This is a genomic window from Flagellimonas sp. S3867 (assembly GCF_014698935.1).
In the GTDB taxonomy this organism is placed as follows: Bacteria; Bacteroidota; Bacteroidia; order Flavobacteriales; family Flavobacteriaceae; genus Flagellimonas.
The window spans coordinates 1,120,007-1,143,809 of sequence record NZ_JACVMN010000002.1; the positions used below are offsets into that span (position 1 = coordinate 1,120,007).

The 23,803-nt window shown below is 39.6% G+C and carries 28 protein-coding genes and 1 tRNA gene; 5 read left to right on the plus strand and 24 right to left on the minus strand.

Features of this window, described 5'->3' with window-relative positions:
• Positions 1–5: 5 nt before the first annotated feature.
• From IAG46_RS12780 to IAG46_RS12870, 19 genes are all read right to left on the minus strand, one after another.
• Complete coding sequence (locus IAG46_RS12780; RefSeq protein WP_190810734.1) at positions 6–428, minus strand: arsenate reductase ArsC; 423 nt, start codon at positions 426–428, stop codon at positions 6–8.
• A gap of 9 nt (positions 429–437) precedes the next feature.
• A complete protein-coding gene (locus tag IAG46_RS12785; protein WP_190810735.1) occupies positions 438–929 on the minus strand; it encodes a GNAT family N-acetyltransferase in 492 nt (163 codons plus the stop codon).
• A 10-nt stretch (positions 930–939) separates the two neighbouring features.
• Positions 940–1,434: a DUF6428 family protein gene (locus tag IAG46_RS12790; protein WP_190810736.1), complete on the minus strand. Its 495-nt coding sequence runs from the start codon at positions 1,432–1,434 to the stop codon at positions 940–942.
• 2 nt (positions 1,435–1,436) lie between these two features.
• Positions 1,437–1,760, minus strand: coding sequence for a helix-turn-helix transcriptional regulator (locus tag IAG46_RS12795; protein WP_190810737.1), 324 nt, complete (start codon positions 1,758–1,760; stop codon positions 1,437–1,439).
• Between the two features lie 94 nt (positions 1,761–1,854).
• On the minus strand, positions 1,855–2,226 hold the full coding sequence (locus IAG46_RS12800; RefSeq protein WP_190810738.1) for an NINE protein: 372 nt from the start codon (positions 2,224–2,226) through the stop codon (positions 1,855–1,857).
• Between the two features lie 52 nt (positions 2,227–2,278).
• Complete coding sequence (locus IAG46_RS12805) at positions 2,279–2,665, minus strand: VOC family protein (protein ID WP_190810739.1); 387 nt, start codon at positions 2,663–2,665, stop codon at positions 2,279–2,281.
• Between the two features lie 4 nt (positions 2,666–2,669).
• Positions 2,670–3,134, minus strand: a complete 465-nt coding sequence (locus tag IAG46_RS12810; protein WP_190810740.1) for a DUF1801 domain-containing protein — start codon at positions 3,132–3,134, stop codon at positions 2,670–2,672.
• Positions 3,135–3,141: 7 nt separating this feature from the next.
• Complete coding sequence (locus tag IAG46_RS12815; protein ID WP_190810741.1) at positions 3,142–3,648, minus strand: DUF4199 domain-containing protein; 507 nt, start codon at positions 3,646–3,648, stop codon at positions 3,142–3,144.
• Positions 3,649–3,725: 77 nt separating this feature from the next.
• Complete coding sequence (locus IAG46_RS17775) at positions 3,726–4,142, minus strand: response regulator transcription factor (RefSeq protein ID WP_190810742.1); 417 nt, start codon at positions 4,140–4,142, stop codon at positions 3,726–3,728.
• Positions 4,143–4,151: 9 nt separating this feature from the next.
• Entirely contained in the window at positions 4,152–5,084 is a 933-nt protein-coding gene (locus IAG46_RS12825; RefSeq protein ID WP_190810743.1) for a 2-hydroxyacid dehydrogenase, read from the minus strand.
• Positions 5,081–5,446 (minus strand): cupin domain-containing protein, encoded by a 366-nt coding sequence (locus tag IAG46_RS12830; protein ID WP_190810744.1) that lies wholly within the window; start codon positions 5,444–5,446, stop codon positions 5,081–5,083. The genes IAG46_RS12825 and IAG46_RS12830 overlap by 4 nt, the downstream gene beginning before the upstream one ends.
• A gap of 11 nt (positions 5,447–5,457) precedes the next feature.
• The gene (gene mgtE / locus IAG46_RS12835) at positions 5,458–6,810 is read right to left on the minus strand and encodes a magnesium transporter (RefSeq protein ID WP_190810745.1); all 1,353 of its coding nucleotides are present in this window, start codon (positions 6,808–6,810) and stop codon (positions 5,458–5,460) included.
• Positions 6,797–7,669, minus strand: a complete 873-nt coding sequence (gene rsmA, locus IAG46_RS12840) for a 16S rRNA (adenine(1518)-N(6)/adenine(1519)-N(6))-dimethyltransferase RsmA (protein WP_190810746.1) — start codon at positions 7,667–7,669, stop codon at positions 6,797–6,799. The genes mgtE and rsmA overlap by 14 nt, the downstream gene beginning before the upstream one ends.
• A gap of 17 nt (positions 7,670–7,686) precedes the next feature.
• Positions 7,687–7,995: a gamma-glutamylcyclotransferase family protein gene (locus IAG46_RS12845; RefSeq protein WP_190810747.1), complete on the minus strand. Its 309-nt coding sequence runs from the start codon at positions 7,993–7,995 to the stop codon at positions 7,687–7,689.
• Positions 7,996–7,999: 4 nt separating this feature from the next.
• The gene (locus tag IAG46_RS12850; RefSeq protein WP_190810748.1) at positions 8,000–8,317 is read right to left on the minus strand and encodes a DUF4286 family protein; all 318 of its coding nucleotides are present in this window, start codon (positions 8,315–8,317) and stop codon (positions 8,000–8,002) included.
• A 34-nt stretch (positions 8,318–8,351) separates the two neighbouring features.
• Positions 8,352–10,139: a tetratricopeptide repeat protein gene (locus IAG46_RS12855; protein ID WP_190810749.1), complete on the minus strand. Its 1,788-nt coding sequence runs from the start codon at positions 10,137–10,139 to the stop codon at positions 8,352–8,354.
• Positions 10,140–10,219: 80 nt separating this feature from the next.
• A complete protein-coding gene (gene serS / locus IAG46_RS12860; protein WP_190810750.1) occupies positions 10,220–11,491 on the minus strand; it encodes a serine--tRNA ligase in 1,272 nt (423 codons plus the stop codon).
• 51 nt (positions 11,492–11,542) lie between these two features.
• Positions 11,543–12,859 carry an HTTM domain-containing protein gene (locus IAG46_RS12865; RefSeq protein WP_190810751.1) on the minus strand — a complete coding sequence of 439 codons (1,317 nt, stop codon included), beginning with the start codon at positions 12,857–12,859 and terminating at the stop codon, positions 11,543–11,545.
• Position 12,860: 1 nt separating this feature from the next.
• Positions 12,861–13,790 carry a bifunctional riboflavin kinase/FAD synthetase gene (locus tag IAG46_RS12870; RefSeq protein WP_190810752.1) on the minus strand — a complete coding sequence of 310 codons (930 nt, stop codon included), beginning with the start codon at positions 13,788–13,790 and terminating at the stop codon, positions 12,861–12,863.
• 54 nt (positions 13,791–13,844) lie between these two features.
• Between IAG46_RS12870 and IAG46_RS12875 the strand changes: the two genes are divergently transcribed.
• Both IAG46_RS12875 and IAG46_RS12880 read left to right on the plus strand, forming a co-directional pair.
• Positions 13,845–17,639: a reprolysin-like metallopeptidase gene (locus IAG46_RS12875; RefSeq protein ID WP_190810753.1), complete on the plus strand. Its 3,795-nt coding sequence runs from the start codon at positions 13,845–13,847 to the stop codon at positions 17,637–17,639.
• The gene (locus IAG46_RS12880; protein ID WP_190810754.1) at positions 17,636–18,319 is read left to right on the plus strand and encodes a hypothetical protein; all 684 of its coding nucleotides are present in this window, start codon (positions 17,636–17,638) and stop codon (positions 18,317–18,319) included. The genes IAG46_RS12875 and IAG46_RS12880 overlap by 4 nt, the downstream gene beginning before the upstream one ends.
• Positions 18,320–18,321: 2 nt before the next feature.
• On the opposite strand, the gene pth is transcribed toward IAG46_RS12880, so the two are convergent.
• The 3 genes from pth to IAG46_RS12895 all read right to left on the minus strand — a co-directional run bounded on the left by pth (position 18,322) and on the right by IAG46_RS12895 (position 20,669).
• Complete coding sequence (pth, locus tag IAG46_RS12885) at positions 18,322–18,951, minus strand: aminoacyl-tRNA hydrolase (protein ID WP_190810755.1); 630 nt, start codon at positions 18,949–18,951, stop codon at positions 18,322–18,324.
• A gap of 90 nt (positions 18,952–19,041) precedes the next feature.
• Positions 19,042–19,710, minus strand: coding sequence for a 50S ribosomal protein L25/general stress protein Ctc (locus IAG46_RS12890; protein WP_190810756.1), 669 nt, complete (start codon positions 19,708–19,710; stop codon positions 19,042–19,044).
• Between the two features lie 17 nt (positions 19,711–19,727).
• Positions 19,728–20,669 (minus strand): ribose-phosphate pyrophosphokinase, encoded by a 942-nt coding sequence (locus IAG46_RS12895; protein ID WP_190810757.1) that lies wholly within the window; start codon positions 20,667–20,669, stop codon positions 19,728–19,730.
• Positions 20,670–20,821: 152 nt separating this feature from the next.
• Here IAG46_RS12895 and IAG46_RS12900 point away from each other — a divergent pair.
• Positions 20,822–20,902: transfer RNA gene (locus IAG46_RS12900), tRNA-Leu, on the plus strand.
• A gap of 89 nt (positions 20,903–20,991) precedes the next feature.
• Here IAG46_RS12900 and IAG46_RS12905 read toward each other — a convergent pair.
• Entirely contained in the window at positions 20,992–21,876 is an 885-nt protein-coding gene (locus tag IAG46_RS12905) for a slipin family protein (RefSeq protein ID WP_190810758.1), read from the minus strand.
• Position 21,877: 1 nt separating this feature from the next.
• Positions 21,878–22,246, minus strand: coding sequence for a GntR family transcriptional regulator (locus IAG46_RS12910; RefSeq protein WP_190810759.1), 369 nt, complete (start codon positions 22,244–22,246; stop codon positions 21,878–21,880).
• Between the two features lie 324 nt (positions 22,247–22,570).
• On the opposite strand from IAG46_RS12910, the gene IAG46_RS12915 reads away from it, so the two are divergent.
• The gene (locus IAG46_RS12915; protein ID WP_190810760.1) at positions 22,571–22,984 is read left to right on the plus strand and encodes a nucleoside deaminase; all 414 of its coding nucleotides are present in this window, start codon (positions 22,571–22,573) and stop codon (positions 22,982–22,984) included.
• Between the two features lies 1 nt (position 22,985).
• The gene (locus IAG46_RS12920; RefSeq protein WP_190810761.1) at positions 22,986–23,615 is read left to right on the plus strand and encodes a pyridoxamine 5'-phosphate oxidase family protein; all 630 of its coding nucleotides are present in this window, start codon (positions 22,986–22,988) and stop codon (positions 23,613–23,615) included.
• The last annotated feature ends 188 nt before the right edge of the window (positions 23,616–23,803 follow it).

The following is a 23,803-nucleotide window of genomic DNA, read 5'->3' on the forward strand; positions in this document are numbered from 1 at the left end:
ATGACTTAATTTACCAATTCCTCCTTCACAAAAACATGGCAAAACTCTTTGATTTCATCCCTGGCTTTTAGAAATGCTGCATGCTTCACGTCCGGTGTGCCCGTAACCTTGGACGGGTCGAAAAAGTTATGGTGTATGCGTTCTGCATTTTCTGATGGGATGAAAGGACAATTTTCCTTGGCATGATCGCATACGGTGATGATAAAATCCCAATCAATGCCTTTATATTCATCTACGTGATTGGAAGTGTGGTTCGAAATATCAATTCCGTCCTCTTGCATTATAGAAACTGCTCCAGGATTCAGTCCGTGTGTTTCTATTCCGGCGCTATAAATGTTGGCAAGCGAATTTTGAAAATAGTTCAAATATCCATGGGCCATCTGACTACGGCAAGAGTTTCCAGTGCAAAGCACCAATACATTTTTCATGTTAATTGTTTAGTCTATTCCAACGTTTTTGCTTCTTTTTTCAAATAATAGATTGTCTTTCCAGACCCCATGAATTTTTCCAACCCGTTCACGTTTTCCGATGAAGCGAAAGCCTACTTTCTCATGCAAACGAATACTTCCTTGGTTTTCTGGAAAAATCCCAGATTGGATAGTCCAAAAGCCAGCTTTTTCACTTTCGATAATTAGTTGTTCCAACAAAAGGTTTCCTATTCCTTTGCCTCTGCTGTTTTTAGAGATATAAACACTTACCTCGCCAACACCACCATAAACGCATCTATTGGAAACGGGTGATAAGGCTGCCCAACCGGTGACCTTGCCATTTTCTTCAGCCACCAAACGACATTGTTCCACATGTACTTGACTCCAATCTTGATAATCTGGTGTTTTCTGTTCAAATGTAGCAAAACCTGTGGCAATTCCCTCTTGATAAATTTGGGAGACCTGACTCCAGTCAGACGCCTTCATTTCCCGTATCAACATAACCAATTATTTAGCAACAACCGGTATCTGGACCACAACAACTGGCTTCCGCCACTACTTTTTTGGATTTCTCTTCAACTCCACAAGTTTCTTTGGCCTTACAATCGGTTTTTTGAACAGAAAGCTTAAAAATCAAGGAATTTGCATCCAAAGAATAGTCGCTCACAAAAAGTTGGGCCGTGTGAAAGTTATCATTGCTATATTCAATTTTGACTTCGGCCTCTCTGGTCATGGGTTTTATTTTATCCACTTTGTTTAGAATTGCCAAAGCTTTATAGACCGACATGTACTCTGTTTTTCCAATTTCCTTCGGACTTTCCCAAAGTTGTACAATGGTTTCTTTCCAAAAGTCGGTCTGGGTACCACAATCAATAGAATCGATGGTGATGTTCTTTACTTCTGTTATATGGTAATTGGCCCCGACATATTTACCATTGGAATACTCAAACAATAGACTTTTGTCTTGGTGTTGTTTTAATAGTGATAAAAATTCTGATGTATTCATAATCAGCAACAATTAAAGTTAATATTAGAAAAGAACACTTGAAAAGATTGTTGTAATTCTTCCCAGCGTTCTTCATTTATACCATAACAAAGATTTTTGCCTTCAAAAGTTCCTTTTAAAAGGCCAATTTTTTTGATTTCATTCAAATGTTGGGAGATAGTGGGTTGGGCCAGCCCTATGACATCCACAAGATCGTTGCAGATACAGCCTTGTTGTTTGCTTATATAATCCAAAATGGCAATTCGGGCCGGATGTGCCAAAACCTTGGCAACCTGTGCCAATTCGTTCTGACTTGATGTAAACATATGTGTTTTAGTAACTCCCATTTGACTACAAATATATATAAATATTTTAATATTGCAATATTACGATAATATAAACAAATAAAAAGCCAGGGAGATTTTCCCTGGCTTAGTTTTTTTAGAACCAAGGCTTCTTTCCTACCTGGTATGTGTTATAAAATTCCTCATCAGACTTTGTGAGGTAAATAATTCCTTCGACAACAGTTACTACCCAGACTATCATGTTTGCTATTCCACAAGTAACTATACCTAGAATTATGGTGCAAACCAAAAGAATGATGCCTTCTTTGTTATAACCTAAAATGAATTTGTGGATTCCAAAACCTCCGAGAACAATGGCTAAGATTCCCGCAAGAATCTTTTTGTTATCGGCATTGATGGTTTCTTTCACCCCTTCGCTAAATTCTTTAGCTGTTTCTTTTGCTTCTTCGGCAAACTCATTTGCAGCATCTTTGGCTTTGTCTCCTAAATCTTTTTCTTCTTCGGACATGGTATTGTTTGTTGGTTAATACTAATTCTAAATGTAGCAAATAATTCAATACCTAAAGAAAAGCTTTATCAACAGGCTCCCAAAGCTCTAATTTATTGCCTTCGGGATCTAAAATCCACCCAAATTTACCATAATCGTACTCTTCAATGTCACCTATAATGGTTACACCTTCGTCTTTTAGGGTTGCCAATAGTTCCACTAAATTTTCAACCCGGAAGTTCATCATAAACTGTTTTTCGCTAGGTTGAAAATAGGTGGTATCGTCTTTAAACGGACTCCATTGCGTCATGCAATCATTACCTGCGGGATCTTTCCACCAAAAACTCCAACCATATTGATCGGTTGGAATGCCTAATCGTTCTTTATACCATTTTTTTATAGCATCGGGGTCTTTTGTCTTAAAGAAGAAACCTCCTAATCCTGTTACCCTATTTTTCATTTGTCTATTTTTTTCGATTTTTCACATTCTTTTCATAAAGCGCAATCCAAGAGTCTGGCGTCATTTTTTGACACAGCTCGGCAATAAGATCATATGGAATGGTCTCCACTTTTTTAAACCGAATACAGCTTTTGCCCATATCCAATTTGGTCTTTACATGCTTGGGATATTCACCTACAAACCAATCTAAAAGCTTTTTATCGGCATAAATTCCGGAATGGTATAGGGCCACAAAATGCTTTTGCGAAGCAATATTGATAAAAGGCAATGGTAGCTTTGGGTCGCAATGATAGCCATCTGGGTAATGTGAATGAGGAACCACATAGCCAATCATTTTGTAGCTGATACATTCTTCAAATCCTTTTGGTAGATTTTCCCGCACCGTTACACACAATTTGGAAACGGCTTCTTTACGATCTTCAGGTAGCTTGCTTATGTACTCATCCGGAGTTTTGGCGTCTATTGTCATGGCTAAATTATTTTCGTTGTAAAATCAATGCTGAAATTAAGGAAATAATAAAACCGATTACAAAAACGGTCATGGCCATAAACGCAAATGAAATTACTGGATTCGAAAACATTTCCTTTTCCGCATTTATTTCTGCCAATCTTTTTTCAAACTCATCTGGTGGTAGGGTATTTCTTAGACCTTCAACAATGGTGTCGTAATAGTCCACCAAGAAATCCGGATTCAATATTTTGGCATAAATGGTGTCTAGGACCCCAAAGGCCAAAGCGGTTATAAGACTGATTAAAATTCCTATGATCAGCGCGTTTTTAAAACTAACCCTACCTTCATTTTCCTTGTCCCTGAAATGCTTAACTCCAAAATAGACAAAGCCCAAGGAAATAATCATAGACGCATAGCCTAAAATTTCCTGTGTGGTGAATGACAAGTTGTCCAAGAGGAACAAACTTATAAGAAATAGAATCCAAATAGTGACTGCTCCATAGAGCCCATATCGAACTACTGTTTTTTTCATGATCGTTTATTTAGATGATTGCCATAAAAGTAAATCACGTGGTGAGTTAGGCAGTCATACTAAAGTACCAAAATCATTTAATGGGAAAGAATTTGAAGTTCTTTTGCCTTCTGAATAGCCTGGGTCCTTCGCTTGGCATCGAGCTTTACCAGAAGATTGGACACATGTGTTTTTATGGTGCTTTCAGAAATGAACAATCTATCGGCAATCTCTTTATTGGACATTCCTTCGGAAATGTGAACAAGCACTTCATATTCCCTATTGCTAATACCCAACTCGTTTATCTTTTTTGTGTCGATGGTTGATGCGGTTGTTGACTTCTGACTCAGGGATTTTTTGTTGATGAAGACTCCTATTATAAAAAAAATCACCGCGGCAATGGCAATGGCTATTTCAATGGTAATATCTCCAGAGACGTAAGCATATTTGCTTAACTGAAAGAGAACCAACAGTGCGATAATAAGTGCAGAAAAAACAAAAATGGTCTTTTTCACCCATTAAATTTAGGAAAATCTAGCTTGGATTTTATCCACGATGGTCTGCGCTAATTTTTCTTTGCTTTCCACGGTCCATCCTGCTACATGGGGTGTCAATAGTACATTTTTAGCTTTCCGAAGGTATTTAAATGCTTTGGGTTTTTGTGCGAACATGTTTTCGTAAGACTTCTTTTCATATTCCAACACATCCAATCCGGCCCCCAATATTTTTTTGGATTTTAGGGCTTTGACAAGATCTTTGGTAACCACACACTTGCCACGGGCAGTATTTAAAAGCCAAAAAGGTTTGTGAAACTTGTCTATGAATTCTGAATTGACCATTTCTGTGGTCAATGCAGTCTGCGGGACATGCAAACTAACAACATCCGATTTTTGTTGAAGCTCCATAATACCAACCTGTCGAGCATTTTCATCATCTACGCCTCCAACAATGTCATAACAGATTACCTCTGCATCAAATCCTTGAAGTTTTTTAGCAAATGCTTTTCCCATATTTCCATAACCGATAATGCCCACTGTTTTTCCATCCAGTTCCACACCACGGTTGCCTTCACGGTCCCATTTTCCTTTTTTTACCTGTCTATTGGCCTTGGTCATTTTGTTCAGCAATGACAGTAACATTCCCAGCGTATGTTCTCCAACGGCATTTCTATTGCCTTCCGGTGCAGATGCCAAAAAAACATCCTTTTGCTTGGCATAATCCGTGTCAATGTTTTCCAATCCAGCACCTACCCTTCCAATAAATTTTAGGTTTGTGGCTTTGTCCAAAAATTGCCGATCCAATGTAAACCGGCTACGGATGATTACTCCGTCATATAAATGAATTTTGTTTTCCACTTCTTCCTTGGAAGATTTATAATCTTCATCATTTTCAAACCCCAATTGGGAAAGCTGTTCTAAGAGTAGGAGGTGGTTAGTGTCAAGGTGGAGAACTTTCATATTTTTGGATATTCGGTCTGTGTCATTTCATGTTTTACATCACCAGTGTGGGCCGTATTTTGTTTTTCAAAAAGTAAAAGGTGCACCTCTTCTCCATTTTTGGTCATGGGATTATGCTCCACTCCCTTCGGGACCATTATGATTTCACCTTCCTTGACCACTTCAGTTCTATCTCTGAATTGCATGTAAAGAGTTCCTTTAATCACTTGGAAGAGTTCATCTTCATGCTCATGTGCATGCCAGACAAATTCACCTTGTATTTTTGCCAAAAGTACCTGCATGTCATCTACCACTGCTATTTGGTGTGGATGCCATTGCTTGGTGAATTCGGCATGCTTTTGTTTTATGTTGATAGGTTTCATGAAATAAGAAATTATATGCCTAAAATGACTTTGGCGATCCAAAAGTAGATTAGAATTCCGAAAATATCATTGCTAGTGGTGATAAAAGGACCGGTTGCGATGGCTGGGTCAATTCCCCTTTTATCCAAAAATAAAGGAATAAATGTGCCTATTATGCCAGCAACAATAATGACCACTACCAATGAAATGGATATGGCCAGCGCTGTCAGGAAATCACCTTTCCAAATCCAAGTGAAGATTAGGAGCAGAGCGGCTAAAATAAGTCCGTTCAGCAAGGAAAGCAGCATTTCTTTGATAAGTCGGTTGCTGATGCTACCCTTTAAATCATCATTGGCAAGTCCTTGCACAATTATGGCACTGGATTGTACTCCTACATTTCCGGCCATGGCCGCGATCAGCGGAGTAAAGAAAAAGAGAATGGCATGCTTGGCAATTATTTCTTCAAAACCGCCCATAATGGCCGCGGCACCAAGCCCCCCAAATAATCCTAAAATTAACCAAGGCAAACGAGCTCGGGTCAATTCCCAAATGCTATCATCCGCCTCTACGTCTTGTGAGATACCTGCTGCCAACTGGTAATCTTTATCTGCTTCTTCCTTAATAACATCTACAATGTCATCAATGGTGATTCGCCCTACCAACCTGCCAATTTCATCTACCACGGGAATAGCTTCCAAATCGTATTTGGACATGATCTTGGCGACTTCTTCTGCTTTTTCATTTACGTTCACAGAATCCACTTTGGAGATATACACATCTTTTATGTGCGTTTTTGTGGATGTGGTCAGAAGATCTTTTAGAGAAAGCCTGCCCTTAAGTTTTTCCTCATCATCCACCACATAAATAGAATGAACCCTAGTAACACTTTCAGCCTGGGCCCGCATCTCTTTCACACAGGTTAGCACATTCCAGTTTTCCTTAACTTTTACCAATTCCTTTGCCATAAGACCACCAGCGGAATCCTCATCATAACGCAAAAGGTCAACAATGTCCTTGGCGTGTTCTTTGTCCTCAATTTCTGAGATTACCTTTTGAACAATTTCTTGTGGAAGCTCACCTACAATATCGGCAGCATCATCCGTGTCCAATTCTTCCAGCTCACCGGCAATCTCCTTTACCGAAAGGTTATTCAGTACTGCTTCACGGATATCCTCATCCATTTCAGCAAGAATGTCCGAGGTTTTTTCGCTGTCCAGCAGCTTGATTAGATATGTAGCTTCGTCTACGGTTAACTCATCAGCAATTTCCGCGATATCGGCATAATGGAATTCCTTCATCGTTGAGCGGAGGTCACCATTCTTGTTGTCGGTGATCAACTGCTTGATGTCAGCTATAAGCTCGTCTGTGAGTTTAAACGGGGTCATTGGCTATCTTCTGTGTTAACGCAATAAAGTCTGCTACGTTTAGCTGCTCCGGGCGCCGGTCAAAGATAGTATCTTCTTTTAAATTTTGGGAAAGGTTAAATGTTTTAAGACTATTGCGGATGGTCTTGCGTCTTTGGTTGAATGCTATTTTGACCACTTTGAAAAACAAATTTTCATCACAGGGTAAGGTAATACTTTCCTTTCGGGTCAAACGTAAAACTCCTGAATGCACTTTCGGAGGAGGGTCAAAGACATCTGGAGATACTGTGAACAGATATTCTGCTTCATAAAACGCTTGAACAAGCACTGATAAAATACCATAGGCTTTATTTCCTGGTTTTTCACAAATCCGTTGGGCCACTTCTTTTTGGAACATCCCAGAAAATTCTGGAATTTGTTGCCTCATTTCCAGCATTTTAAAAACAATTTGTGTAGAAATGTTATAGGGGAAGTTTCCTGTTATGGCAAATTGTTCATCTCCGTATAGTTGTCTTAAATCGAATTTTAAAAAATCGGCTTCAATTACATTCAACCTGTTATTTCGTTCCAAAATCGCCGGATGCTCCGATCGAAAACTATGATTCAAATACATAATGGACTCCTCATCGAGGTCCATGGCAACCAAATCCAAATCTCTTTGCAAAAGGTGTTTTGTGAGAATACCCATTCCTGGGCCAATTTCTATGACTTTTGAATAACCGTTAAGAGAAAGGGTTTCGGCAATTTTTTTGGCAATGGATTCATCTTTAAGAAAGTGTTGCCCTAAATGCTTTTTTGCTTTTACAGCACCTTCAAAATTCCTGTTTTTAGATTTTTGCGTCTTGTGATGGACAAACTTCTTTTTGTTTTTTTTGGACACAGGACTTTTTTTGCAAGTTAGTGCGAATTTTCAATATAAACCCAAGCTGAAATACCCGATATCAACGACATTTTTATCCGTTTATAGGCATTGGTTTCATAAACATCTGCTTTGCCCAGCTCTTCCTGGGATACTTTGTAAACCATGCCTTCAACAAAGTCTTGTGGATTTCCAGTTCGAATGACCAAAGGATAACGGTCGTAAACTGCATTTTCCAATCGTTTGAAACCAGGAAGAGAATCTGATTGACCTTCCAACGTACGCTGGAAAATATATTGTTGCACTTGCACATCTTGAAGCGTGCCATAGGTAAAAAGATGCTCCACAACACTAAGGAATCTGTTGACTTATGACCTCCAATTCGGTTCTGAAGGCTACAAATTTATCGGCAAATAGCTTGATTGCATCGCCTCGAAGTCGTTCGGCATCTTCCTTATAATACAATTCAAGGGTTGTGCGGTCTTTGGTGGTATATTGAACGGAGTAGGTAATACCTCCCATATCTTCTTCCACCAATACCTTCGTCATTTTTGCATGGGAAAATTTTCCTGTGGCCAACATGTCGGGCACGTGTTTGTCCTTCATCCATGATAGCCATTGGTCATGAACACTTTTGTCTATATTGATGGTAACATTGTATATGAGCATTGACTTTTTTTAATTGCCCAAAAGTAACGAAGAATTAGTTGATTGCATCACCCCTGAGTCTTCTAAAACGCTTTCGGGCCTTCGGAAAGTAATAGCTGTCCTGATAGTTGTAAATTATCTTTTCGTAGTGTGTCTTTGCTTTTTCGGGTTGATTCAATTGAGTTCTATATAATTCACCTAAGGCAAAATGGGCGTCATCTGCGAGTATTCCATCAGCATAAAACTCTACTATCTTTTTATAATTGAACTCGGCATCGGCATAGGATTTTTGGTCTTCCAAAAGCTGGGCCTGTCGCAATAGCGCCTCATCCTCAATTTTTTCGCCTTTATGGTTTTGTAAAATGTCTTCCAACGCTTGAATGGCATCTTTGTTTTTGTTTTGATAGGCAAGTAGATCGGCCCTGGCATATTTTTTAAGAGCCGTTTGGGTTGAATCTTCCAAAGAATTGTCCGAAATCAACAAACTTAATTGCATTGCATCATTGGCAATCAATTGTGAGGTGGAACTACGTAGCACTTTTAATTGTGTCAATGCCCAATCAAAATCCCCTTTGTAAAAACTGGTTTGAGCCACTTTGAACCGGGCATCTTGCCCCAGCACGTCATTTTTTAAACTTTTTTGGACCTGTGTGAAATAAATCAACGCTTGATTGAATCTTTGATCGAATACCAAAATATCGCCAAGGGCCAATTTTACATAAGCTACACCCATACGACTCAAAGGAAGTCGTAAACTTTCTTTTAGGATTGCAATTGCAGGAGCAGCACTTTCTTTTTTGAAGGTGAGAAAATTGGCGTAGGCTATTTGCAATTGCAGTGTCTTGCTTTGGTTTCCGTATTCTAAAACCAGTGCATTGAATTTCTTTTCCACCGCATCCAGTTTTTTGCTGTTGATATCAACAAGTTCTATGTCAATTAGGTGAAGCTCGGCATTCAATTTAGCCACGGGATTATTACTGTTCTCAACGATAAATTCAAAAATTGAAATTGCGGAGGGATACTCTTTGTCTTCCAAGGTAATTTGTCCCAAACTGTTGAGCCTGTCCATTGAACTTTGGTCTGTTCGTTTATAGATGGCCTTTTCTTGCCCGAAAGCGCTTTTGTATTGTTTTTGTTGAATAAATAGCCAACTCAATAACTCATTCCACAGCAAATCGGGATTTTGTTGCGCATTTTTTAGTAGAACTTTTCTTAGCAGGATGTTATTTTCATTGGAAGGGTCTTCGGAAATAAAATCATCGATATTCCTTAGTACGTTGGAACGCGAGGTTCTGCCTTCGGCAATAAGGTTCAGATAGGATTGGTACATTTTTGTGATATCACCTTGTTCCCCATAAATTCGAGCCAACTGAAAATCATAATTCAAATCTGGTTTTAAGGCCATGGCCCGGGTATAGGCTTGTATGGCGTAATCCAACAAAGCATATTTTTGGAAACGGTACCCCACACTATAACCAAAATTTGGATTTTCTTCTATTTTTTGGAGGGCCTTATCATAATAAACGTTTGATTGGTCAGCCAGATTTTGCAAAGTGTAATTGTACCCCAACTCAATAAAAAAGGTTGGGAATGCATAGGTGTCCTCAATTTTTTTTAACAGAAAGCTTTCGGCATCTGTATACCGTTCCAGCTGCTGATAACATGCAACCAGCCCTTCGGAGTAATCGGTACGTCTGGGATTCTTCTGTACCAACTTTTCATAAAAGACTACGGCTTTTTCATAGTCTCCATCGTTATAATACTGTTTGGCCAGAAAGTCTTCCTGAGAATAGGCAAAAGTCTGAAGTACGACGAACGAAATAAGAAATAGGAGAAACCGCAATGTGATGTTTTATATCAAATATAACGTAGAAATGTGCGGAATTCTGTTAAGTGAATCCAAATAAAGGGATTCAACAAGGATTATTCAATCACCTTAAATCCACAATATGGTACCAAAACCTCTGGTATTCTGATTCCATTTGGAGTTTGATAATTTTCCATAATTCCGGCCAATACCCTTGGCAGTGCCAATGCACTTCCGTTTAAGGTATGTGCCAACTGACTTTTTCCATTTTCATCTTTAAAACGAAGTTTTAATCGATTGGCTTGAAAGGTTTCAAAATTGGAAACGGAACTGATTTCCAACCATCTATCCTGAGCCGTAGAAAACACCTCAAAATCGAATGTTAGGGCAGCAGTAAAACCTAAATCTCCACCACAAAGTCGAAGTACACGGTAAGGTAATTTCAATTCACGAAGTATGTTTTTGACGTGTTCCACCATTGTGTCCAAAGCTTGGTAGGAATTATCGGGATGTTCTATACGAACCACTTCCACCTTGTCAAACTGATGCAAACGATTCAATCCTCGTACATGGGCGCCGTAACTTCCAGCTTCTCTTCTAAAACAAGGGGTGTATCCAGTATATTTGATAGGTAAATCTTTTAGGGATACCATATCGCCCCTATGCAAATTGGTAATGGGCACCTCCGCGGTCGGAATCAGGTATAAGTCATCGGCCTGTACATGATACATTTGCCCTTCTTTATCGGGCAACTGTCCTGTACCATAACCCGAAGCTTCATTGACCATAAGTGGGGGCTGTACTTCGGTGTATCCGGCTTCGGTATTTTTATCGAGGAAATATGAAATCAAGGCACGCTGTAATCGAGCACCTTTCCCTTTATAAACGGGAAATCCTGCACCGGTGACCTTTACACCAAGTTCAAAATCGATGATATCATATTTTTTTGCCAATTCCCAATGGGGTAGTGCGCCATCGGAAAGTGAAGGAATTTCCCCTTCACGGAAAATTTCCTCATTGTCTTCATCTGTGCTGCCTGTTGGAACCGATTCATGGGGAATGTTGGGAACCTGGTACAATTGTTCTTGTAAGGCTTCAGCGGTGGCATTCAGTTCTTCACCCAACTGTTTGGAAGCATCTTTAAGACCTGCTGTTTGGGCTTTTAGGGTATTGGCTTCTTTTGCCTTTCCAGATTTGAAAAGCATACCAATTTCCTTGGAAAGTTTGTTCGATTCGGCCAATGTACCATCCAACTCAGTTTGAATGGAACGTCTTTTTTCATCTAGATCAAGGATGGCGGACAAAATGGGCTCGGCATCAATGTTTCTTTTTTTAAGAGCGGTGATGATACGTTCTTTGTTTTCCCTAATGGTCTGTAATTGAAGCATGGCCTTGTTTTGAGCCGCAAATTTAAGTCAATCTGGATAGTTGCCCAACTATTATTCCTTTTGGGAAGGTCTAATCCATTCGTTATGCGAGAAATGCTTCCAGGGAACACTGGCCAAATCTACTTTGGGATCTATAAATTCTTGGGATTTTCGACTGTTCACTCTTGCCTGACCATAGGCGAAGACTTGGATGTCCTCTCCTTTTTTGGTGTATTCTTTCTTTAAATGTTGCGCAAATTGCCACACAAAATCCGGATAGGTTGCTACTTTTCCACGTTGTTTTTTGGTTAGGTAATCATCCAAATCTATGTATTGACCCTTATTGGTCTGTTTGTTGACTACTTTAAAACGGATGGTCCCAGAACGACTGCGAAGCATCATGCGCCAGCTCATGCGATGCCCTTCTTCGGTCCAAAGCACATCATCTTTAATAGTATGGTGCCTCAGCGGCAATAGTAGTTGTGCAACAAAATAAATACTAAGAGTAGCTACAACCCATTTTTGGTTTTTGGGCTCAATTAATGTGTTGTCTATGGATACAGTCTTCGGCTTAAGAAAGATATTTCGTATTGTCTTCGGAGGAAAGAAAAAGATCGTAAAGGCCAGAGATAGGTACGGAAAAATCCCAATTTGGAAGACAATACTGTTGAACAAATGGAAAAATATGGATAATCCGAAGGCTATCTTTCGGGTAGGTTTCCAAAGTAGTGCGGGGACGATGAGCAAATCAAAAAGGATTCCGAATACTGCCACTATTTTGTGCACCCATTGTTGTTGGAGGAATTCACCAATCAAATAATAGTCACTTTTGGATTTCATCAAGATTTCGATAATGCTGAAATCGAGCCAATCTTCATAAAGCTTTGCAACAGAGGCATAGGTATATACGATGAAAAGCTGCACAATGATTGTCCATCTAACCCAATTGGACATTGAATGCTTCCGAAAGGAAGGGTTTTGTTTGGCATCCAAAGAAAAATCTCGACCAGCAGGAAAAAAAGCCATGATGTAGGCCAATAACATCAATAGATAGTAATGGTTGTTGTACGAGGTCTTTTGCATCAAATAAACCGCAGTCCACATAAAGGCAAAGGCAAAAGCACTATATCGATATTTATAGCCAACAGTGATTAAAAGTCCCAAAGTGCCCATAATGGCAAAATAGATGTACATTCCGTTCCCTGGCAAGGGCTGCAACCATTCAAAACCAATGAAAGTGAAAGTAAACTTGGGTTCAACAAGGGTTTTTCGAACCCAACCCGTAGCAATGGCACCATAGCACTCCGCACTCACCAAAAGCCCATAAAAAACTCGAAACACAATGAGTTGGGCGTTATCAATTTTTTTAAACAGAAATTGGTTGAGCATTCTATTTGGAAATTAACAAGAGCGACTGTTTCTTATCTTGTTTTAGTTGTTCTTGTAGTTCTTTTACCGAATCAAATTTGTGCTCATCGCGGATGCGATGTAAAATGTTCACCTGTATTTTTTTATCGTATAGATCTCCCTCAAACTCAAAAAAGTTGACCTCTATACTTTTTTCCGTGCCCGAAACCGTTGGATTGAATCCGATGTTCATCATTCCATGATGTTCTTTGCCGTTTATTATACTTTTAACCACATAAACGCCATTCTTAGGAATTAGTTTGTAATCCTCTGCTATGTGAAGATTTGCTGTGGGAAAACCGAACTGCTTGCCCAGACCTTTTCCTTTTTTAATGGCTCCTGTTAGCATATAGGGGTAGGTGAGATAGCTGTTGGCGGTGGTAATATCGCCCTCTAATAAGGCATTTCTAATTTTTGTGGAGCTTACGGACACCGCGTCGATTTCTTGTGCCGGGATTTCCTCGACCTCAAAATCGAGAGCGTTTCCAAACGTGACCAAATCTTGGATGTTGGCATTGCGGTTTCGTCCAAACCTGTGATCATAACCGATAATAATCTTTTTCGTTTTTAAACTGTTGACCAAAATGTCCCGAACAAATTCTGTTGCAGATAGTCGAGAAAAGTCCTTGGTAAATGGATGGATGATTAGATAATCCAATCCCATTTCGTCCAAAATTTGAATTTTCTCATCCAGTGTATTCAACAGTTTGATATCCGTGTCTTTTTGCAAAACCATTCTAGGATGCGGAAAAAAAGTAAGTACTGTGGACTTTAGCCCATCATTTTTGGCATTATTTATGAGGCGTTCCAATATCTTGCCATGACCAAGATGGACACCATCAAAGGTGCCTATGGTTACGGCCGTTTGAAATGAACTATCGGAAAACTGAGAAATGCCTTGGACTGTTACCACGTAATCAAGAAAATAAAAAAGGCTATTTTTGAATTTGACTTATGCCCCATGCGTATGAAAGCTAAATTACATCTTGTTTTTTCAATAACCATATTTTTTGCCTGCTTTTGTACATACGCGCAACAAGGATACTGGCAATCTATACCGAAAAAATCAAATTTCAAGAGTATTTCGGTCAAGGATATGGATAAGGGTGGCGCAGTTTTCTCCTTGGATGACAGTCTTTTTTCCAAAGAACTTAAGGCTTCAAATATCGCTAAAGGAGGTATGCACACAATCTATCTTCCATCTGGTAACGGCAAAGTGATTGCTTTTCAATTAACGGAGACATCGGTGCTTCATCCAGAACTTGCCAAGAAATACCCTAATATAAAATCCTTTACAGGGCAAAGTTTAGACGGAAAATATAGAGTGAAACTTAGTAGTTCCCATAAAGGACTGCAAAGTATGATTGTGGATTTGGAAGGTAGTGAAACTACATTTATGGAACCTTTGTTAAATAAAAAGGGAACCTATGTTATTTACAATAAAAAGGAACAGACCAAAATTGGATTTGAATGTGGTACGGAAAAACTACAACAAACTCTTGAAAAGAAATTAAACCAAAGTACGGGAAAGACCATTGTGCCCTTGGTTGGGGATCAATTACTTCGGAAATATCGCATAGCTGTTTCAACAACCGGTGAATATGCCCAATTTCATGGAGGTACTGTGGCCGATGCCCTAGCTGCAATAAATGCTACCCTTACTAGAATTAATGAGGTTTTTGAGACTGATTTAGGCGTGACTATGGAATTGGTCGCAAACAATGATCAGGTTATTTTTACTAATGCAGCAACGGATCCATATAATGGAAACTTAAATGCTCAAGTACAAAGCACTTTGACCTCTACTATTGGAGAAGCCAATTATGATGTAGGACACCTTTTCAACAAAGTAGCATCGGTTGCTCAGAACAATGGAAATGCTGGTTTTATTGGAGCTGTTTGTGTTGACAATAGAAAAGGGAGTGCGTTTTCTGCTGCGTTTGAGCCACAGGGTGATGTTTTTGATCTTGATTTTGTTTCACATGAATTGGGTCACCAATTTGGAGCCAACCACACATGGTCCTTCGAATCTGAAGGAACCGGTGTACAAGCTGAACCTGCAAGTGGGACCACAATTATGGGTTATGCAGGAATTGTTCCGGGAAACAATGTGGCTCCCAACGGGGACGATTATTTCCACTATCACAGCATCGTTCAAATTTCGAATTATTTGCAGACCGTTTCATGTGCTCAAACAACTGCATTGACCAATATTCCACCTGTAGTTACACCAATGGGGGATTATACCATTCCAAAAGGAACAGCATTTATGCTGGAAGGGTCGGCAACGGACAGTGACCTAGGTGATGTGCTTACCTATGCATGGGAACAAATCGATGATGGGGTGGTCACAACAAATAATTTTGGGCCAGATAATCCAAGTGGGGCTAATTTTAGATCATTGCCTCCAACAACAGACCCAACAAGATATTTTCCAAGACTATCAAGGGTAGTTCAGGGAAATCTTACCCAAACGATGCCACAGACAAATGATGCTTGGGAAACCGTATCCAATATAGAACGTAATATGAAGTTTGCCCTCACCGTAAGGGACAATGCCGCCGGAGGGGGGCAGGTGGTTTCGGATATTCTTGATGTACAAGTATTGAAATCGGCAGGTCCCTTCTCTGTAACATCACAAGCTACAAATGTGGTTTACGAAGGTGGTTCCACGCAAGAGGTCACTTGGGATGTTGCCAATACCAATTTGTTGCCAATAGATGCCAAAAATGTTGATATACTATTGTCTTTGGATGGTGGCAACACCTTTCCCATAACGCTTGCTGATGACACCCTGAACGATGGGAGTGAAGAAATATTGATTCCTGGTGATGCGACCACCACTGCCCGCATCATGATCAAAGCGAGCGATAATGTCTTCTTTTCGGTAAATGCTGCGGACTTTACAATTCAGGAGTCACCGATTGTGCTGAATTTTCAAAATTTATCATATCAAGTTTGCCAGCCAAGCAACAGTGTTATTCCATTTGTTTATGAAACTTTTGGAGGTTTTAGCGAAACTTCTACCTTCTCGGTTACAGGATTGCCCGCAGGAGTAACTGAATCTTTTTCGCCTACTCAGGCAAGTACTGATGATACCGCGGTTAATTTAACTATTTCAAATACCAATGCGACCACGCCGGGAACCTATGCAGTTACGGTAACTGCGACTTCTACCTCGATCACAAAAAATGTTCCCTTGACGCTGGTGATAAACGACGGTAATTTTGTTGACGTGGTACTTACTTCACCTATAGATACTGAAGCGAACACTGCTGTTCACCCTTTGTTACAATGGGAGAACAATGAGTTGTACTCCAATTATGATGTTGAAATTGCTACGGATGTTGGCTTTTCAAGTCTTGTGGAATCTGCCTCTGGACCTTTTAATTTTTACCAGACAACCAGCCTAAGCGAAGAAACCGAATACTTTTGGAGGGTAAGACCTAGCAACAATTGTGGAACTGGTACATTCGGAACACCATTTAGTTTTACGACCAATCAAGTTGACTGCAAAAATTTGAATCCGAGTGGTCTTCCTTTGGAAATAACAGCCTTGGGAACCCCCACGGTTACATCTGCTGTCCAAATTTTTGAAGATTTACAAGTTTCCGATGTCAATGTCAGCATTGAACTTACCCATACCTTTCTTGAGGATTTGATCATAGATCTTATCTCACCATCAGGCACACGTGTCACCTTGATTTCCAATGCTTGTGGAGATGCGAACAATATGAATGCCGTTTTCGATGATGCTGGAACCGCTTTGGTGTGTGGAGGCAATCCTGCTATTTCAGGGACTGTTGCTCCGCTAGGGTCCTTGTCCTCTTTAAATGGCGAAACTACATTGGGCGAATGGACATTGGAAATTAGAGATACTTTTGCAAATGATGGCGGTTCGCTGGTTGCTTTTTCACTGGAAGTATGTGCCGAAGGAGCTTTCCGCCCAGATGATGATGAGGACGGAGTGTTTGACGATGGCGATGATCTTTGTTTGGGGACCCCAAAAGGAGTGGAAGTTGATACAAATGGCTGTCCCGTAAACAGATTTGCCTCTGATAATTTTACCGTGCAGATCCAAAGTGAATCGTGCAGAAACAATAACGATGGTTCGGTGGGTATAACTGCTTCGGATACCTCTATTACCTATACTGCGGTTTTGAGCGGTGGGAGTGCTGACCTGAACATGGATTTTACAGATGCGCATACCTTTCAAAATCTAAATGCGGGAAATTACTCACTCTGTATCACCGGCACCGATGGTTCCATTACCTATCAAGAAGTGTGTTTTAATGTTGTGATAGAGGAGCCAGCTTTGCTTTCTACCTTCGCCACCGTTGACGAGAATGTGTTGAGCTTGACCATGGAGGGCGGTTCATTATATAATGTTGAGTTGAATGGATTGGTCACGCAGACGATAGATTCGGAAATTCAACTAGAGTTAAAAGAAGGATTAAATACGCTCAAAGTGTTTACCAACCTCAGTTGTCAAGGTTCTTTTGAGGATACTTTCTTTATTTCTTCCAAACCAATTTTGTATCGAAATCCAGTAGGTGCAGATACAAGAGTGTTTCTCAATGGTTTTGTTGGAGATTTGGATATTCAAGTGTTCTCTGCCAATGGACAAATGGTGATGAAAACGAGAAGAAGGATGGAAGGAAATGAACTTGAAATGGATTTTTCAGGATTGCAGACCGGAATTTATTTTATGAGAATTCAAGGTTCGGAAATATATGAGGAGTTTAAATTGATTAAAGAATGAAGCGGATTTTTCAAAGTTTGGGATTACTTGTTATACTATGGTCTTGTGGTAGTGATGATCCACCACCGGCACCAGGAGGAACCAATTTGGTCTTTCCAGACCAGAATTCGGAATGTACAACCGGAATCAGCGTTAATGAAACCCTGAGCCAGGTCACTTTTCAATGGCAGACTTCTGCCAATACCGATAGCTATACCTTGAGTGTTGTAAATTTGGAAACCAATATTCCTCAGACCATTTCAACCGCAGCGAATTCTGCTAGTTTATCCATTGTTAAAGGGGCACCCTATTCCTGGTCGGTAACTTCTTTGAATTCGAAGTCAGATCAGGTTGCAACCAGTGAAACATGGTTGTTTTACAATGCTGGCTCACAAACTACCTATGCGCCATTTCCTGCACAATTGGTTAGTCCGGTTTCGGGATCAACGGTGCAAAAAAATATTGATAATGAGGTGATGTTGGTCTGGCTTGGCGCAGATGTGGAGAATGATATTACTGGGTTTGAGGTTTTCTTTTCAACAAGCAACCCGCCAACTACTTCTGTGGGAACAACTGCTGCAAATACCATGGAACTAAGCGTAGGCGTTGAATCTGGAATGATTTACTATTGGAAAGTTATCACCACTGATGCCGAAGGGAATAATTCAGATTCGGGTGTTTTTGAGTTTAGGGTATTTTAAAACTAGGTGCCGTTAAACTGGTTCATGGTGTTTTTTACGCCGGAAAAGATAAATGACCTGATAAGGTCCACGGATTTCTGCAATCGTTCCGGCAAAGCGCTAATTTCATCCTCATTCCATTTTCCAAGTACATAATCTATTTGCCTGCCTTTTGAGAATTCTGCCCCCACTCCAAATCTTAAACGATTGTATTGGACAGTTTGGAGTGTATTTTGAATATCCTTTAAACCATTATGACCCCCATCACTCCCTTTCGTCTTTAGACGCAGCGTTCCAAAGGGTAAATTGATGTCATCAGTAATTACCAACACATTTTCCAAAGGAATTTTCTCTTTCTCCATCCAATATTTAACTGCTTTACCGCTTAGGTTCATATATGTGGAAGGTTTTAGGCACAACACACTTCTTCCTTTATGCTTAAAAGTTATGATCGCTCCCAACTTTGCACTTTCAAATGAAGCAGTTTCCTTTTCGGAAAGAAAATCCAAAACCTTGAATCCAATATTATGTCTTGTTTCTTCGTACTCAGATCCAATATTTCCAAGTCCGATGATGAGGAATTTTTTCATACTGTCAGTTTCTTGTAAAATGTACTGTGGTCTGCCAAAAAGTGCTTTGATAAATTGGAACATGGGAAGATCTCCATTTGTTCAAAAATACAAAAGCATCCCAAAACTTTACACGTATGTAAAATCGGGATGCTTTGATATAGTGTTTTGAAACTATTCTTTGGCTTCTGCTGCTGGTGCTTCTGCGCCTCCTTCAGCCGCCGCTCCTTCTGCTGCTGCTTCAGTTCCTTCTGCTCCTTCAGTTTCTTCCTCTTCTTCTTCCTCATCATCAACAGATGTTCTAGAGGCCTTAACCTGAACTACCGCTGTGCTGTCTGGGTGAAGAATGGTATAATCATCATTTAAAAGCGTTTCCACAGGAATGGTTCCACCAATTTTTAGTTGAGATATATCAATAGTGATAAAATCAGGTAATAAATCTGGTAAAGCCTTTATGGAAAGTTTTCTTTTTCTGAAAAGCAAACGACCACCGTTTTTTACACCTGGAGAATTTCCTTCGAGACGGATTGGAATATTCATGGTTACAGGCTTGTCGTTGAACAATTGATAAAAATCTATGTGAAGAATTTTATCGGTTACAGGATGGAATTGGATATCCTGTAATACCGCTTTCAACTTTTGGCCATCTTCCAACTCAATCACAACAGTGTGTGCGTTAGGAGTGTACACCAAATTTCTGAATGCTAATTCATTAGCTGAAAAGTGAAATGGTTTATCCCCTCCGTACAACACGCAAGGAACCTTTCCAGCATTACGTAAGGCTTTGGTCGATGCCTTGCCCACGCTTTCTCTTTGAGATCCTTTGATAGTAATTGATTTCATTATATATATAAATTGATTTACATTAAAAATTTTGATGAAATAGAAGTATTGTGGTGAACCCTGTGCATAACATCTGCAAATAGGTCTGCACAACCCAATACCTTAATTTTTTTCTTATCCACTTCAACAGGAATAGAATCCGTAACGATAAGCTCTGATAATTTTGAATTTTCTATTCTTTCATAGGCATTCCCAGACAATAACCCATGAGTGGTAATGGCTCGGACACTAAGCGCTCCTCGCTCCATCATAAGGTCTGCGGCTTTGGTTAGTGTGCCGGCGGTATCCACCATATCATCTACCAAAACAACATTTTTACCTTTAACTTCACCGATCAATTCCATATGGGATATTACATTGGCCTTGGCACGTTGCTTATAGCAAATGACCACGTCACTTTCCAAAGCTTTGGAATATGCATATGCCCTTTTGGAACCACCCATATCTGGAGAAGCTATGCAGAGATTGTCTAGATTAAGGTTCTTTAGGTAAGGTAAAAACAAAGTTGAGGCAAAAAGATGGTCTACAGGTTTTTCAAAAAATCCTTGAATCTGATCTGCATGCAAATCCATGGTAATAATTCGAGTTGCACCAGCAGTTTCCAACATTTTTGCTACCAATTTGGCCGCAATGGGAACACGTGGTTTATCTTTTCTATCCTGTCTGGCCCATCCAAAATAGGGTATTACAGCGGTAATGTGTCTTGCAGAAGCTCTTTTGGCAGCATCCAACATCAACAACATTTCCATTAAATTTTCTGAACTAGGATTGGTTGAGCCAATGATAAAAATACGGGTACCCCTTATTGATTCTTCGAAAGAAGGTTGAAACTCACCATCACTATATCTGGAAAAAATTACCTTTCCTAGGTCAGCGCCGTAGGAGGCTGCAATTTTCTCACCAAGCACTGTACTTTGGGTACAAGCGAAAATTTTAGGTTCTGGAACTTGGTATGACATTGCAATCTCTTGTTAACTAGCTTATTAAAGTGCTTTTTCTTAAAAGAGGTGCAAATTTAAAAATTAATTCGGGTTGCTCAAGGATTAATGAAGGTATTTTTGGTGGTAAACAAAATATTTTTTTAGCTTTGCAGTCCTTTTTGAAAATTAATGCTCGAGTGGCGGAACTGGTAGACGCGCTGGATTCAAAATCCAGTTCCTTTGGAGTGTGGGTTCGATTCCCACCTCGAGTACTTAAAGAAAAAGCCGAGATTTTATGTCTCGGCTTTTTTATTTGGCACAACAGTTTTGAATTGTTTGATTCTAATCTTAAGAATTAGTGCTATGATTTGGTCGATTCATTTGCTTTGGATAGAGAAACTAAACCACCAATTGCTCCTAAATTCATCGAATCCAAGGCTGAACTTGGAACGATTACCATAGATCCTTTTTCTTTTAGACCTTCAAATAACATGTTCATACCCCGGAGGTGCAAGGCTACAGGATTTTCACTATACTGTTCACTTGCTTCGGAAAACTTATGTGCTATTTCTGTTTCGGCTGTCCCTAAAATAACTCTCGCCCTACGTTCCCGTTCGGCCTGTGCTTCTTTGCTCATTGCATCGGCCAATGCTTGTGGGATAATGATGTCTTTTATGCCTACGTTTTGGCATGTTATGCCCCAAGGATTAGTGTTGTGATCAAGCACTTTTTGGAGATCTTCGGCTATTTTGTCTCTGTCTTGAAGAATATCAGCCAACTCATGTTTTCCAATTATATCGCGAAGCCCGGTCTGTGCGATATAGAAAATGGCCTTCTCGTATTCCTGTACTTCTAAAGCTGCTTTCTCCACATCCCAAACAGTCCAATACACCACGGCATCAACATTAACTGGAACCGTATCCCTGGTCAAAGTTTGCTCTGCTTTAAAATCCGTGACGCGAACACGCTGGTCGACATATTTGTCTATTTGATCAATTATTGGGATTATTAAAAATATCCCAGGGCCTCTTAAACCTATGAATTTTCCCATTCTGAGAACCACTGCTTTTTCCCATTGGTCAGCAATATGGATTGACTTTGCAAAAAAGAGAGAAAGCAACAATAAAAGAGAAGCCGCTATCAAATCTAGTATATCAAAATAATACAGTCCGGCGCAAAGTGCTATCGCAAATACTATAATAGCTGTGGAAATGGGATTCCCAATTTTTTTAATAGAAGTTTTCATCTTAATTCTGAGTTTTAAGTTGATTAATTATGTCGTTTACTGAAAATCCATAGCTAAATGCGATAGTGGAAAATTCATTACATATCTCATTTAGTTTATTTCTCTTCTCCTTGTCCGATATTTGGATTTTTGCTTCATTTATGAAAGTTCCGGTACCTTGTTGTGTCTCTAGAATATTTTGAATTTCCAATTCTTTATAGGCCTTGGCAACCGTATTTAGATTTACTTTCAACTCAACCGCCAGAGACCTTACCGTGGGTAATTGTTCTCCAGTTTTTAGGTTTCCGAAAGCAATGCCAAATTTTATCTGATCGATGATTTGGCGATAAAATGGTATTCCGGTCTTAGGATCTAATTTAAAAGTAATCATTGTTTTAATGTACTATACATATAGTACAAACATACAACTTTTTTTCGAATAGCTTATTTTGCAGTTTTGAATTCTAAAATTGAAGCTATTTAAAAACCATTTGTCAATTGTCAGTCATATCTATCGCGCTGATTAAAGCTCTAGTTTTAAGGAGCTAAGCCAAGCTGTTATGAAACCCATCATCGTTTTTTGTTGGATGAGCCTCAGCGTTCAAATCCTGTAAAAACCAATATCCATGATATTGGTTTTTACGTTTATTGATCCCATTAAATCTGGATGACATTTTTGTAAGGTTTTTGCTGTTTTATTGGCTAAGGGGATATCATGGAGAACGCTCAATATTTTATGACTCGGTGTGAAGAACTGGCAAGTCAAGCCATGGCTAAAGGAAACAGTGCGGTGGGGAGTCTGATTGTTGTTGATAATAAAATTGTCGCCGAGGCAGAGGAGGCTGTTGCGACCAAACAAGATATTAGCTGTCATGCCGAAATGGAAGTTGTCCGGGCGGCAAGGAAAATATTGGGGAAAGACATGTCAAATGCCACACTCTATACCACCAAGGAGCCCTGTGTTATGTGTAGTTATGCCATTAGGTTTCATGGCATTGGCACAGTGGTCTACAAAGAGAAGTCAATGGAATTGGGTGGTGCAAATAGCACGTATAATCTGTTGGTAACTGAAAATGCCCCGAAGGGTTGGGGTGCGCCGGTACGCAGTATTCATTTAGAAGAAGAATAAAATGAACTATTCAAAATTAGCTTTTACAGATACGATTAAAAAACTTCAAGAAGAACAGGGCAGTAGACATTCCTACGAGCGCATGGAACGTATGGAATTGCCTGATGGTCTGTCTTTTAGGGAGATGAGTTTTATCAAAGAGCGGGATAGTTTTTATATGGCCTCCTACGGAGAAAATGGGTTTCCCTATATTCAGCATAGGGGTGGACCCAAAGGCTTTTTAAAAATGATCGATGTTAAAACATTGGCGTTTCTTGATTTTACGGGTAACAAACAATACATCTCCACAGGAAATGTTCAAACGCATAATAAAGTATCGCTGATTTTTATGGATTATGTCAATCGTGCGCGATTAAAGATCTATGCCGAAGCTGAAACTGTTTCACTGGATGAAAACAAAGAACTGGCGGAGACATTGGAACTAGATTACAACTATAAAGCTGAGCGGATTTTTGTGTTCCATATAAAGGCCTTTGATTGGAATTGCCCCCAGCATATTACACCACGATATACTTATGAGGATATTTCTAAAATGAATGAAGAACGAGAAGGTCATATTCAAAATCTGGAAAACGAAATTGTGTCGTTAAAGCAAAAACTATTGGATTTTGAATCAAATAAGGGAAAATGAAAACCTAGGACTTTACTTTTCAGATTCACTTGCAAGCACAGCACAATATCCAATTGATCTTTATCTGTTTTTACATGTTTTCTTACAAGTAGATCAATGTTCCCATCACTTTTTTTAGCTGTAATATTTCACATCATTTTTTAGGTTAAGAATAGGTGTGGATATTAACAATCTTCGCTTGCTGTGTT